The sequence below is a fragment of the Streptomyces sp. NPDC036984 genome, from assembly GCF_055607665.1.
This window is the reverse complement of the sequence record NZ_JBVJRL010000009.1, coordinates 88197-100740: the sequence shown is the minus strand read 5'-3', so window position 1 is coordinate 100740 and position 12544 is coordinate 88197. Positions and strand designations below refer to the sequence as shown.

Genomic DNA, 12544 nt, shown 5'->3' with positions numbered 1-12544 from the left:
TTTGACGGAGTTGGCAACCAAGGTGTCATCCTGGTCCCATGAACGACGATCGCACCACCCCCGAAGCCTCACCGGACGAGCTGGCCGAACGCCTCACCGAGGTCTTCGACCTGGTCGGGCCGCTCTACCGGCGGGTGCAGCGCAAGGTGGAGGAGGCCGCGCCGATCGAGGGCCTGTCGGTCGGCGTGCGCGCGGTGCTCGATCTGCTGTGCGCCCGGGGGGCCATGACGGTGCCCCAGATGGGCCGGACGCTGGCGCTCAGCCGGCAGTTCGTCCAGCGCATGGTGAACGACGCGGCGCGCCAGGGCCTGGTGGAGAGCACGCCGAACCCCGCGCACCGCCGGTCCTCGCTGATCCGGCTCACCGACCCGGGCCGGGCGGCCATCGGCGCCGTACGGGCCCGCGAGCACGAGCTGCTGCGCCGCGTGGACGGCGAGCTGACCATGACGGACGTCGACGCGTGCCTGCGGGTGCTCGGCGCGATGCACGCGCTCTTCGCCGACGTGGATGTGGACTGAGCACACCGCCCGGGCGGTCAGCCGGTGGCCAGGTCCTCGAGCCGGTCCTGGGAACCGTCGAAGCGGTCGTGGTCACCGACCGTCTTGCCGGTGGAGGTGTACTGCCACATCGTGTACGCCGACCAGCCCGCCGGCAGCGGACCCACCGTGGCGGCGTAGCGCGCGATCCACAGCGGGTTGGTCGCGCCGAAGCCGGCGTAGTCCCCGGTGCAGTCGGACCACCAGCTGGTGGCCGTGTAGATGACCGCGTCCCGGCCGGTGCGCGATTTGTAGCGGTTCAGGAAGTCGCGGATCCAGCTGACCATGCCGCTCTTGGACTTGCCGTAGCAGGCGTCGCCGTACGGGTTCCACTCGATGTCGAGGGCGCCGGGGAGGGTCTTCTCGTCCTTCGACCAGCCGCCGCCGTGGTCCACGAAGTAGTCGGCCTGGGCGGCGCCGCCGGCGGTGTCCGGGGTGGCGAAGTGGTAGGCGCCGCGGATCATGCCGGTGGCGTACGAGCCGTCGTACTGCTGGGTGAAGTAGGGGTTGGTGTAGTACGTCCCCTCGGTGGCCTTCATATAGGCCCACCTGGTGCCGCTGTCCCAGAGCGTCGGCCAGTCGACGTCGCCCTGATGGCTGGAGACGTCCACGCCCTCGATCTGGGACGTGCGGCCGTCCGGGGGCAGGGCGCCGGTGGTGCCGTCATGGGAGAGGACACCGATGCCCATGTAGGCGCTGCCGCGCTCGGGTACGCCCCCGGTCGGCTCGGATACGGCCTGGGGGCTGGAGAGTAGGAGCAGGAGGCCGGCAAGGGCGCCACTGAGACACAGGCGGGACCGGCCGCGGAAGGTGTAGATGGAGCGTCGCACGGTTTCCATCTGACCCGGGGTCGGATCGTCCCGCACCCCGGGTACCGCCCGATGAAGCCATCCGCGGCCGGTTTCTAGCCCATGTGGGTGCCTGTCAGCCCTCGATGCGGTGCTGGGTCCAGAAGGAGGTCAGGTCCGTGGTCGTGGCGGCCTGGGCCGCCGCCTTGAACTCGGCCGTGGTGGACACGCCGTACCAGTGTGCGGTCGCGTAGTCCTTCAGCAGCTTGGCCATGGCGGTGTCGCCGATGACGCGCCGCAGGTCGTGCAGGGCGCACTTGCCGTAGCCGTAGACGACGGTGGAGTACCGGGAGGAGTGCGCGTCCCAGTACGCCATGGAGTTGGTGATCTTCTCGGCGCTGGAGGCCCAGGAGACGCTGCTCCAGCAGTTGCTGCCGGTCTTGCCGAGGGCGAGGTCGGTGGCGTAGTCGGTGAACGACTCGTCCAGCCAGGGGCTCGTGTACTCGTCGTCGCCGACGATGCCGTACCACCACTGGTGGCCGATCTCGTGGGTGAGCGCGGTGGTGCTGACGAGGTCCAGGACGAACCCGGGGTACTCCATGCCGCCGAACCAGTAGTTGTTGTCGATGACCGCGTCCAGTTCGCCGTACGGGTAGGCGCCGAGCCGGGAGGCGTGGGCGTCGACCGCGGTCTTGGCGGTGCTGAGCATCGACTGGGCGCTGGAGGAGCTGATGCCCGAGACGGAGTACACGTTCACCGGGACACCGGCGGCCGAGGTGCCGGAGATCTTGGTGAAGGGTCCGGCCGCCCAGGCGAAGTCGCGGACCTTGGTGGCGGTGGCCGTGGTGACCGTACGGCCGCTGGAGCCGGGCGTGTCGGTGGAGGTGCCGGTCGCCGGGACGAGCAGGGTGCTCGGATGGTCGAGGGTGACCTTGAAGTCGGCGGCCAGGGAGTAGAAGGACTCGCCGTTGTTGGTGTACGGGTCCAGGTGCCAGCCCGCGCTGTCGCGGACGGCGAGGACGGGCAGGGCGTTGCCGAGGAAGCTGAACGCGCCGTCGTGGCCGAAGCGGTCGGCGCCGCTGGGCACGGTGATGCCGAGGTCGAAGCCGATGGTGGCGCTCTGGCCCTGGGCGAGCGGGGCCGGCAGGTAGATCTTCAGGGCGGTGCAGGCGACGGAGAGGGCTCCGGCGGTGCCGCCGGTGACGTTGCCGACCTTGATCGGCATCGCGTCGCAGCTGCCGTGGTAGTTGTCCCACAGCCGCAGATAGACCTCGCCGAGCGCGGTGGCGGAGGCGTTGGTGAAGGTCACGCTCTCGTGCCCGGTCCAGACGGTGCCGCTCGTGTCGCTGCTCAGGTTCACGGTGTACGCGGGCGCGGCCGGGGTGCGGGTGGCGTCCGTGGTGGGCGGGGTGCTGCCGCCGGAGGTGTCGAGAGCGACGTCGTCCAGGACGAAGCTGGTCTGGAGGCTCGAGTCCTCGGTTCCGGTGAAGGACAGGTTCACGGTCTGGCCGGCGAACGCCGAGACGTCGAAGGACTTCTGGACGTAGCCCGTGTTCTTGTTCAGGTTCGACCAGGTGGCCAGCGTCGTACTGCCGATCTTGGCCGTGAGCTTGTCGTAGGCGATCGACGAGGTCGTCTCGGCGGTGTCGATGTGCAGCCAGAAGCTGAGGGTTGCGGTGTCGCAGCCGGACGGGATCGTCACGCTCTGGGTGAGGGTGTCGGTGTGCGTGCTGCCGACGCCGTCGAGCCAGGCGTAGGAGCTGCCGCCGTGGGCGGTCTGCCCGGAGCGGCTGGTGACCACGGTGGAGGAGGATGCGGTCCACGGTGATGTCCCGCTCTCGAAGCCGCCGTTGCCGACCACCTGGGCCGGGGTGCAGGCGGCGGCCACGGGGGACGGGGCCGGCTGGGCGGCGGCGGGTGCGCCGGGGAGGGAGAGGGCGGCCAGCGCGGCGACGGTGACGGCACCCGCGCCGAGGGCCTTGTGGGGGGTCGGTCTCACACGCTACTCCTTTGCGGCGGCCGGGGTCCGGCCTGCTCGATGACCGCCCGGCCGGCCGGGGTGCGCCGGGGGCGGGCGTGGACGGGGCTTGCGCGATCGTTGTGCCGAGCGGTGCGGCCACGCCCGCATGGGGTCAGGGGCGAGGCTGCCGAAAGAGTGGCAGATTTGACCAGTCCATGCCAGGAGATAAGGGGAAGTGGGCGAACCCGCTCCGAGTGCACGGGCCCGCCTTCCCTCCCCGCTACGGCCGGTCCCCGGCCCGGGCCTGGTCGATCAGCCGGCGCGGAGCGCCATGAACACGGCGCGCAGACGCGTGTCGCCCGGTCCCGGCCAGCCGCCCGCGACATGGCCGACCGCACCCCGCGGAGGCTGCGGCGGGTTCTCCACGACCGGCTCCAGCACCCGGTGCACCTGCAGGGTCGTGCCGTGGGGCGCGGGCAGGCGGGTGCCGTCCTGGTCGTCGGCCGGTGCCGGGGTGAAGCCGGCCAGGTCGAAGGGGGCGCCGGTGTACGAGCGGGTGACCTCGTGGTCGGGGGTGTCGGACACGCTCTGGGCCATCGCCTGCGCCCTGCCCTCGATCAGCGACAGCAACTCGGCGACCAGCACGGGGTCGTGACAGCCGTCGTAGGCCCAGCGCTTGCCCAGCACGCCGTGCTCCATGGTGCCGACGAGGGCGTGCTCGGCACCTTCCAGCGGCGCCCCACGGTAGGTGAGCGGCACGAAGTAGGCCGTCCGTTCGGGGCCGGCGGTGTCGGTGGCCACCATGAACTCGATGCCGACCTCGCCCTCCGGATCGTCCAGCCGGAAGCCGCCGGACTTCTCCAGTACCGGGGCCGCGCCACCGCGGTACCACGGCCGGGTGGGCAGCCACTCGGCGAGCAGTTCGACCTTGGTCGGCTTGATGGTGGTGTGGTGGATGATCGCCATGCCGATGGGCCTCCCGTTGCGCTGATCAGTCCCTGGCAGCTTTTCATACGGCAGGACGCCGGAGCGGGGAGGCCACCGGCGGGAGCGCCGTGAGGTGATCACCAGCAGACGACCCGTCAGGAGGTCCGCCAGCGGGGAGGGATGGCCCATGGCGGCGATCGAGTGATGCGCCTGGCGCAGCCGTGTGGGGCCGCCCGCCGACGCACCCCGTCGTGCACGCTGTCCGGACTGCGCACCCATCGCTCAGCCGCAAACCGCGCCATGACGGACTGTCACGCGACAGGAGCAACACAGGTCGGCCCCCGGCGAGGGCTACCAGATCCTCGTGACGGTCCCGGTCGCCGACGACGCCCCGTGGCTCCGTCACCGACGTCGCCGAACTGCTCGTCGGTGGCACACCGACCGACCGTGCGAGCGACCCCGCCACCAGCAATTGGGTGGTGCGCGCGTCGGTATCGGCGCGGACGAGACGTTGACCAGACCCGGCCGAGGGGCGACCCACCGGGCGCGCCGCGAGTGTCGGGCCCTGCCGGGTCGGGGCCGGCGGCGTCGGGGACATGCGGACGGGAGGCGTCGGAGGCGCGGGCATGCTCGGCGGATCAGGGGGTAGGCGCGCAGCAGCTTCGTACGTCGGCGACCCATCAAGGAGGCGGAGCGCATGCTCATGGCACACCCCGCAGTACTGCAGGACCTCATCGCCCAGTACGAGGCCCTCACCTTGCTCGGGGCGGAGGAGAGCACACCCCAGGCCCGGCAGCGGCTCGCGGACATCTCCTACACGCTGTGCGTGGCGACCGGTACCAAGGACGTCGACATGGCCCTGATCGCCGCCCGGCACCGCCTGTCCGGGGCCCGCCCGGAGGACGACTCCCTGCTCCAGGCGGCCGTGCCGGCGGAGCAGCCGTCCGGCGTCTGAACCACCCTCCCCCTCAGGGCTGTTGCCCGGCCCTCCCCCTGAACTCCTTGCACCCCGCTTCTGGTCGGCGAGACCTACCGGACGGTATACAGGCCCGGTCGAACGCGCGAGGGCCGCTCTCCGGTGCCGTCACCGCGCGATGCAGCGGTCTCAGGGGGAGGATTCATGACCAACGACACGCGTCCGGCGGGCAGGGCTGGAGGCCGGCGGCGGACCGCCGTGCTCGGAGTGGCGCTGGGCGGCTGCGCGCTCGTCGCCGCCGGCACGCTACCGGCCGCGGCACACCCCGCCGGACCCGGCCACCGGACCGCCTACGTGGCGCTCGGCGACTCCTACACCTCGGGCCCCGGCATCCCGCACCAGGTGGACACCGAGTGCGCGCGTTCGGACCGCAACTACCCCTCGCTCGTGGCCGCCCGACGGCAGGTGACCACATTCACGGACGTCAGCTGCGGCGGCGCCACGACCGCCGAGATGTGGCAGGCGCAGGGCGGCAACCCGCCCCAGCTCGATGCGCTGGACCGGCACACGGACCTGGTGACGCTGCAGATCGGCGGCAACGACGTCGGCTTCGGCTCGATCATCGGCACCTGCGCCCGCCTCGCCGCCCAGGACCCGGCGGGCAACCCCTGCGAGCGCTTCTACCGGGCCGCCGGCTATGACCAGCTGTCCCTCACCGTCGCGCGGACCGCACCGAAGGTCGACCGGGTGCTGCGGGAGGTGCACGCCCGGGCACCGCACGCCCGGGTGATCGTCGTCGGCTACCCGGACCTGCTGCCCGACGACGGCAGCGGCTGCTTCCCGCAGGTCCCCTTCGCACGGCAGGACTTCCCCTACCTGCGGGACACCGAGAAGCGGCTGAACCTGATGCTGCGGCTGGTCGCCGGGGTGAACCGGGCCGAATACGTGGACACCTACGGCCCCACGGTCGGCCACGACATGTGCAAGGCGCCCGCGGACCGCTGGATCGAGCCGCTCCAGCCCGCCTCGCCCGCGGCCCCCGCACACCCCAACGCCAAGGGAGAAGAGGTCATGGCGCACGCCGTGCTGGCCCGGCTGGAGCACGGGCGCGGACGGGGCTGAGCCGCGGGGCGGCCTCGTGACGGAGGCCGCCCCGCGGTCCGGTCAGCCGCCGAGCGCGCCCAGCACCACGGCCTGGGCCTCCTCCTGCACCCGGGCGAGGTGGTCGGCGCCGAGGAAGGACTCGGCGTACACCTTGTAGACGTCCTCGGTGCCCGAAGGCCGGGCGGCGAACCAGGCGTTCTCGGTGGTGACCTTGATGCCGCCGATCGCGGCGCCGTTGCCGGGCGCCTCGGTGAGGACACCGGTGACCGCCTCCCCGGCCAGCATGTCCGCGGTGACCTGCGTCGGCGACAACTTGGCGAGCAGCGCCTTCTGTTCGCGGGTCGCGGGGGCGTCGATGCGGGCGTAGGCAGGGGTGCCGAAGCGGGCGGTCAGGCCGGCGTAGTGCTCCGACGGGGTCTTGCCGGTGACGGCCGTGATCTCGGAGGCGAGCAGGGCGAGGATGATGCCGTCCTTGTCGGTGGTCCACACCGAGCCGTCCCGGCGCAGGAAGGACGCGCCGGCCGACTCCTCGCCGCCGAAGCCGAGGGCGCCGCTGACGAGTCCGTCCACGAACCACTTGAACCCGACGGGCACCTCGACCAGTTGACGGCCGAGGTCGGCGGCGACCCGGTCGATCATGGTGGAGGAGACGAGGGTCTTGCCGACGCCGGCCGCGGCCGGCCACTGGTCGCGGTGCCGGTACAGGTAGGAGATGGCGACGGCGAGATAGTGGTTGGGGTTCATCAGGCCCGCGTCCGGCGTGACGATGCCGTGCCGGTCGGCGTCGGCGTCGTTGCCGGTGGCGATGTCGAAGCGGTCGCGCTGCTCGATGAGGGAGGCCATCGCGTACGGCGAGGAGCAGTCCATGCGGATCCGGCCGTCCCAGTCCAGCGTCATGAACCGCCAGGCGGGGTCGGTGTGCGGGTTGACCACCGTCAGGTCGATGCCGTGCTGTTCGGCGATCCGCCCCCAGTAGGCGACGGAGGCGCCGCCGAGCGGGTCGGCGCCGATGCGCACGCCGGCCGCGCGGACGGCGTCCAGGTCCAGGACTCCGGGTAGGTCGGAGACGTACGTGCCGAGGAAGTCGTAGCGCTGGGTGGTGTCGACGGCGAGCGCGCGCTCGTACGGCAGCCGGCGTACGTCCTTCAGGCCGCCCGTGATGATCTGGTTGGCGCGGTCCTGGATCCAGGAGGTGGCGTCGGAGGCGGCCGGGCCCCCGCTCGGCGGGTTGTACTTGAAGCCCCCGTCGGCGGGCGGGTTGTGCGACGGGGTGACGACCACGCCGTCGGCGAGGCCGGCGGTGCGGCCCCGGTTGTGGGTGAGGATCGCGTGCGAGACGGCGGGCGTGGGTGTGTAGCCGTCGGCGCTGTCGATGAGCACGGTCACGCCGTTGGCGGCGAACACCTCCAGCGCGGTGGCCTTCGCGGGCTCCGACAGGGCGTGCGTGTCGGCGCCGAGGAAGAGGGGCCCGTCGGTGCCCTGGGCGGCGCGGTACTCGCAGATGGCCTGGCTGGTGGCGGCGATGTGGTCCTCGTTGAAGGCGCTCGCCAGGGACGAACCGCGGTGCCCCGAGGTGCCGAACGCCACCCGCTGCCCCGGGTCGGCGGGGTCGGGATGCAGCGTGTAGTACGCCGTGACCAGCCGGGCCACGTCGACAAGGTCCTCGGGACCGGCCGGCCGGCCGGCTCGTTCGTGCGGCATGAGTGCGTTCCTCCGCATCGGTGGGGTCGTTCGCTCACCGCCCATCTTTCCTCGTCAGCGGCGTGCCGTGCGAGTGCGCCCCACCGTCCCACCGGCCGGGACGCACCACACGGCCGCGATTCAGCCGATGTGGTAGCTGTCCCCGTACACCTTCCAGTCCAGCGGGGTGTTCAGGTCGAGGTTGCCCTTGCGCAGGAAGACCCGCTGCTCGGTGTCGACGCGGCTGGTGTCGCTGTGCGCCTCCTCCTGCTTCATGGCCCACACCCGGGCGTCCAGGAAGGCGTTGAGGTACGTCGCCTCGTTCCCGCCCCGGGCCGGCGGCTCGGCGGAGCGCAGGGCCCGCTTGCGGATGTTGCGGAAGCTGGTCGGGTCGTCGCCGTCGCCGTGCATGACGATGGCGTCGTAGTAGACGAACTGGCCGAGGGCGCGCAGTCCGTCGGCCTTGCCCTGGGCGACGGCGGGGTCGAAGTAGACGCGGTCGCGTTCGTCGTTCTGGGCCTGCTGGAAGGCGGTGTCCTGGGCGGCCTTGCGCCAGTCCTCGGGGTAGTCGGGGTCCAGACCGCTGTGGGAGTCGGTGCCGTTGACCTTGCGCAGGGCGGGCAGGTATGGGGCGAGGACGTTGCCGGGCTTGCGGTCGGTGTAGAGCCGGACGAGGTCGAGCATGTCGCCGGTGCCGGAGCAGAAGCCGATGAGGCCCGCGGTGTAGCCGCGCCCGTCGCCGATGTCCTCGATGTACTTGTACTGCGCCTTCCAGTCGAGCGAGGAGTTCTCCGCGCTCGACACCAGCTTCATGGCGATCTCCTTCTTCGCGGGGTCGTCCAGGCCCGGCGCGGCGGCCTGGGTTGCGCCGGCCCGGGAGGCGCCGAGGAGGGCACCGGAGGCGACGGCGCCCAGCGCTGCCACGACGGTCCGGCGGGAGAGGCGGGAGAGGGCTGCTGTGTCACGGTCTGCGTGCACCACAGGGGGCTCCAAAGGCTGGTGGGGGGTGGGGAGTTGGCCCGCACCGGTACTGGTAGGAAAGTTTCCTATCAAAGGAACGGAGGGCCGGTAACCCGGCGCGCGTGAAGTTCGTAGGATCGAACAGTACCCTGCGGCCCCGCCCCGGCCACGGCCGGTTCAGCCGCGTCGCGCCCTCTCGCGCTCCTGCGTGAAGGCGTACAACTCCTGCGAGGTGTCGATGAGTTCGCGCGCCTCCTCACGCGAACCGACCATCGGCTGCGACCCTTTCAGTGGCACCTGGGCGCTCTCCGGCAGGAACCTGACGGTGAGCAGCCCGATGACGCCGGCCAGCATCAGGTAGTAGGCCGGCATGAGGTCGTCGCCGGTCAGGTCGACCAGCGCGGCGGTGACCAGCGGAGTGGTGCCGCCGAACGCGGCGACGGCGAAGTTGAAGCCGATCCCCATGGCCGCGTAGCGGACGGCGGTCGGGAACAGGGCGGGCAGGGTGGCCGCGCTGGGCGCGGCGAAGCAGGCCAGCAGGGTGGCCAGGAGCAGCACGCCGAGGATCGGCGGCCAGGTGCCGTGCGCCTTGATCAGCAGGAAGGCGGGTACGGCGAGCACGATCAGCGCCGCGGCGCCGACGGCGTAGAGCGGCCGCCGGCCCACGTGGTCGCTGAGCCGGCCGAGGAAGGTGATCAGGACGACGATCCACACCATGCCGACGAGGACGAGGAGGTCCGCGGAGCCGCTGGAGCGGTGAAGGGTCTCGGTCTGATAGGTCGGCAGATAGCCGGTGACCATGTAGTTGGTGACGTTGTAGAGCAGCACCAGGCCCGTGCAGACGAGCAGGGCCCGCCAGTGGTTGCGGACGATGTCCTTGAACTCGCTGCCCGCCGACTCCCGCGCCAGGGCCTTCTCGTGGTCGTCCAGTTGCTGCTGGAACGCCGGGGACTCCTCCAGTTTCAGCCGCATGTAGAGGCCGATCACGCCGAGCGGTCCGGCGATCAGGAACGGGACCCGCCAGCCCCAGGAGAGCATCTGGTCGTCCGTCAGGGCCAGGTTGAGCGCGGTGACCAGGGCCGAGCCGAGCGCGTAGCCGACGAAGGTGCCGAAGTCGAGCCAGCTGGAGAGGAACCCGCGCCGGCGGTCCGGGGAGTACTCGGCGACGAAGGTGGTGGCCCCGCCGTACTCGCCGCCGGTGGAGAAGCCCTGCACCATGCGGGCCAGCAGGAGCAACACGGGCGCGGCGATGCCGATCGTCGCGTATCCCGGGATGACGCCGATGGCGAAGGTGCCCGCCGCCATCATGATCATGGTGGTGGCGAGCACTTTCTGCCGGCCGATCCGGTCGCCGAGCGGCCCGAACACCAGGCCGCCGAGGGGCCGCACGACGAAGGCGGCGGCGAAAGTCGCGAACGAGGAGATGACCTGGGCGGCCGGAGAGGCGCCCGGGAAGAACACCTTGCCGATGGTGGCGGCGAGGTAGCTGTAGACGCCGAAGTCGAACCACTCCATGCAGTTGCCGAGCGCGGAGGCGCCGACCGCGCGCCGGAGCAACGGAGGCTCGACGACCTGGACGTCGTCCGCGCGAAAGGCCCGCCGGTTGCGGCGCAACCTGCGGGCCAGTTCCTCCCTGACCTGATGCGGCAGCCGGGCCACGGCCCCCGGTACCCGCGCCCTGCTCCCGGCCTGCCGTTCCCCACCGGACCTCGCACCGCTCACGAGCGCCTCCTTCTCTCGCTTCGTCGATCACCGCCTGCCCCTGTGTCCGATCAAGAAACGGAACCACGCAATCCCATCCGGGACGGCGGTTGGACTTGCGCGGCACAAGGAAGCAGGGTGGACGGGCCCGTGCGCACACGCAGGGGCACCCCTACGGCACCACCCGGAGAAGAACCCGATGACGCACGTCGCGGACCCCGCTCGCTACGACGGCACCATGCGCTACCGGCGCACCGGCCGCTCCGGACTGGACCTCCCGCTCCTGTCCCTGGGCTACTGGCACAACTTCGGCGACGACCGCCCGTTCGGAGCTGGCCGAGATCGACACGTACACCACCGACGGCGGCGTCGACCTGTGGCGGGACGCCCGGCTGGGCCAGCTGGGATAGCCATCGCAACTGTGACCCACATCACAGACATAAGGGAAAAGTAGGACATAATGGAAGCCATTCGGACAGCGTTGTCATCCCTGCCCTCGCGACACCCCCGCGACTTCAAGGAGCCGCTCACCGTATGGCACACGGAGCCCCTCACATGCCCCTTCTGCCTCCCCCTCCCGACCTGAGCCTCGCCCGCGACTGCGAGCAGTGCCTGGGCTGGGGAACCGTCGTCACCCGCGACGGAGACCACGAGCTGTGCCGCGCATGCCAGCCCGACCTGCGCGACGACGAGGACCCCGCCACCTCCGCCTGACGCCTCCCCTGCCCGAACGTTCACGTCGGGCAGGGGCAGCCGCTCTCCCCTGTTCCTCGGCCGTGCGCCATCCGATGCGCGCCGGGGTGTTACCTGTGGGTAATCCCGGATGGTTTGATGTGCGGCGCCACTCAGCCCCTCGTCGACAGGGAGATCCGGTGACGCCCTTCGCACCGCGCCGCGCCCTCGCCGCGGCCGTGCTCGCCCTCGCCCTGCCCGCCGCGGCGATCGCCGGGCCGGCACCGGCCGCCGCCGCCGAACCGGCACCGGCGCTGCGGGTCCTGACGTACAACGTCTTCCTCATGAGCAAGAACCTGTACCCCAACTGGGGACAGGACCACCGGGCCGCGGAGATACCGAAGGCGTCCTTCTTCCGGGGCAACGACGTGGTGGTCCTCCAGGAGGCGTTCGACAACTCCGCGTCGGACGCGCTGAAGCGCGCCGCGGCGGCCTCATACCCGTACCAGACCCCGGTGGTGGGGCGGAGCCGGGACGGCTGGGACGCCACCGGCGGGGCGTACTCCGCCAGCACCCCCGAGGACGGCGGGGTCACCGTGCTGAGCAAGTGGCCGATCCTGCGCAAGGAGCAGTACATCTACCAGGACGCCTGCGGCGCCGACTGGTGGTCCGACAAGGGCTTCGCGTACGTGGTGCTGGACGTCGGCGGCGCCAGGGTGCACGTCGTCGGCACGCACACGCAGTCCACGGACGCAGGGTGCGCCGCGTGCGAGGCCGCGCAGATGAGGGCCCGACAGTTCCGGACCATCGACGCCTTCCTGGACGCCAAGAACATCCCCGCGAACGAGGAGGTGCTGGTCGCGGGCGACCTGAACGTCGACTCGCGGAGCGCCGAGTACACGACCATGCTCGCCGACGCGGACCTGGCCGGGGTCGACGCCCGCACCGGGCACCCGTACTCCTTCGACACGCAGGAGAACTCCATCGCCCACGACCGCTACCCCGACGATCCGCGCGAGGACCTGGACTACGTCCTCGCCCGCGCCGGCAACGCCCGGCCGGCCGGGTGGCGGAACGAGGTCGTCGCGGAGCAGTCGGCGCCCTGGACGGTGACGAGCTGGGGGACGTCGTACACGTATACGAACCTCTCGGACCACTACCCGCTGCGCGCCCTCGCCCCGTAGACGCGGCACACGGCGGCGGGGGCCCGCCGAAAGCGGGGGGCGTCCCCCTCCCCTTTTGGGTGGGGGGCTCCCCACGGTGCCACCAGCCTCCCCCGCCCCCCGTCCCCCCCCGGGGG

11 protein-coding genes and 1 pseudogene are annotated in these 12544 nt (G+C 71.5%); 6 read left to right on the top strand and 6 right to left on the bottom strand.

All coding sequences use genetic code 11. The features are described 5' to 3' along the window. The first annotated feature begins 38 nt into the window (after positions 1-38). Positions 39-518: a MarR family winged helix-turn-helix transcriptional regulator gene (locus ACZ7DL_RS18690; protein ID WP_470775252.1), complete on the top strand. Its 480-nt coding sequence runs from the start codon at positions 39-41 to the stop codon at positions 516-518. A gap of 17 nt (positions 519-535) precedes the next feature. Here the strand turns inward: ACZ7DL_RS18690 and ACZ7DL_RS18685 are convergent, their stop codons facing one another. The 3 genes from ACZ7DL_RS18685 to ACZ7DL_RS18675 all read right to left on the bottom strand — a co-directional run bounded on the left by ACZ7DL_RS18685 (position 536) and on the right by ACZ7DL_RS18675 (position 4250). After that, entirely contained in the window at positions 536-1375 is an 840-nt protein-coding gene (locus ACZ7DL_RS18685) for a lysozyme (protein WP_470775251.1), read from the bottom strand. An 85-nt stretch (positions 1376-1460) separates the two neighbouring features. Next, the gene (locus ACZ7DL_RS18680; protein WP_470775250.1) at positions 1461-3323 is read right to left on the bottom strand and encodes a M1 family metallopeptidase; all 1863 of its coding nucleotides are present in this window, start codon (positions 3321-3323) and stop codon (positions 1461-1463) included. Positions 3324-3596: 273 nt separating this feature from the next. Continuing rightward, complete coding sequence (locus ACZ7DL_RS18675; RefSeq protein ID WP_470775249.1) at positions 3597-4250, bottom strand: maltokinase N-terminal cap-like domain-containing protein; 654 nt, start codon at positions 4248-4250, stop codon at positions 3597-3599. Positions 4251-4908: 658 nt separating this feature from the next. Here ACZ7DL_RS18675 and ACZ7DL_RS18670 point away from each other — a divergent pair. Together ACZ7DL_RS18670 and ACZ7DL_RS18665 are read left to right on the top strand one after the other, a co-directional pair. Beyond that, on the top strand, positions 4909-5166 hold the full coding sequence (locus ACZ7DL_RS18670) for a DUF5133 domain-containing protein (RefSeq protein ID WP_470775248.1): 258 nt from the start codon (positions 4909-4911) through the stop codon (positions 5164-5166). A 165-nt stretch (positions 5167-5331) separates the two neighbouring features. Continuing rightward, positions 5332-6249, top strand: a complete 918-nt coding sequence (locus ACZ7DL_RS18665; protein WP_470775247.1) for an SGNH/GDSL hydrolase family protein — start codon at positions 5332-5334, stop codon at positions 6247-6249. Positions 6250-6291: 42 nt separating this feature from the next. On the opposite strand, the gene pgm is transcribed toward ACZ7DL_RS18665, so the two are convergent. From pgm to proP, 3 genes are all read right to left on the bottom strand, one after another. Further along, positions 6292-7932 (bottom strand): phosphoglucomutase (alpha-D-glucose-1,6-bisphosphate-dependent), encoded by a 1641-nt coding sequence (pgm, locus tag ACZ7DL_RS18660; protein WP_470775246.1) that lies wholly within the window; start codon positions 7930-7932, stop codon positions 6292-6294. A gap of 120 nt (positions 7933-8052) precedes the next feature. Further along, the gene (locus ACZ7DL_RS18655) at positions 8053-8892 is read right to left on the bottom strand and encodes a chitosanase (RefSeq protein WP_470775245.1); all 840 of its coding nucleotides are present in this window, start codon (positions 8890-8892) and stop codon (positions 8053-8055) included. A 156-nt stretch (positions 8893-9048) separates the two neighbouring features. Next, positions 9049-10530, bottom strand: a complete 1482-nt coding sequence (proP, locus tag ACZ7DL_RS18650) for a glycine betaine/L-proline transporter ProP (protein WP_470775394.1) — start codon at positions 10528-10530, stop codon at positions 9049-9051. 241 nt (positions 10531-10771) lie between these two features. Here proP and ACZ7DL_RS18645 point away from each other — a divergent pair. The 3 genes and pseudogenes from ACZ7DL_RS18645 to sph all read left to right on the top strand — a co-directional run. Continuing rightward, positions 10772-10915, top strand: a pseudogene (locus ACZ7DL_RS18645) (aldo/keto reductase); the annotation flags it as partial. A gap of 212 nt (positions 10916-11127) precedes the next feature. Further along, complete coding sequence (locus ACZ7DL_RS18640; RefSeq protein ID WP_470775244.1) at positions 11128-11286, top strand: hypothetical protein; 159 nt, start codon at positions 11128-11130, stop codon at positions 11284-11286. A 158-nt stretch (positions 11287-11444) separates the two neighbouring features. Then, entirely contained in the window at positions 11445-12428 is a 984-nt protein-coding gene (sph, locus tag ACZ7DL_RS18635; protein ID WP_470775243.1) for a sphingomyelin phosphodiesterase, read from the top strand. Positions 12429-12544: the final 116 nt, after the last annotated feature.

Coding starts and splice junctions, on each gene's coding strand:
- ACZ7DL_RS18640 (WP_470775244.1), top strand. CDS start 11,128: ATGCCCCTTCTGCCTCCCCCTCCCGACCTGAGCCTCGCCCGCGACTGC.
- pgm (WP_470775246.1), bottom strand. CDS start 7,932: ATGCCGCACGAACGAGCCGGCCGGCCGGCCGGTCCCGAGGACCTTGTC.
- ACZ7DL_RS18685 (WP_470775251.1), bottom strand. CDS start 1,375: ATGGAAACCGTGCGACGCTCCATCTACACCTTCCGCGGCCGGTCCCGC.
- ACZ7DL_RS18670 (WP_470775248.1), top strand. CDS start 4,909: ATGCTCATGGCACACCCCGCAGTACTGCAGGACCTCATCGCCCAGTAC.
- ACZ7DL_RS18690 (WP_470775252.1), top strand. CDS start 39: ATGAACGACGATCGCACCACCCCCGAAGCCTCACCGGACGAGCTGGCC.
- ACZ7DL_RS18675 (WP_470775249.1), bottom strand. CDS start 4,250: ATGGCGATCATCCACCACACCACCATCAAGCCGACCAAGGTCGAACTG.
- ACZ7DL_RS18665 (WP_470775247.1), top strand. CDS start 5,332: ATGACCAACGACACGCGTCCGGCGGGCAGGGCTGGAGGCCGGCGGCGG.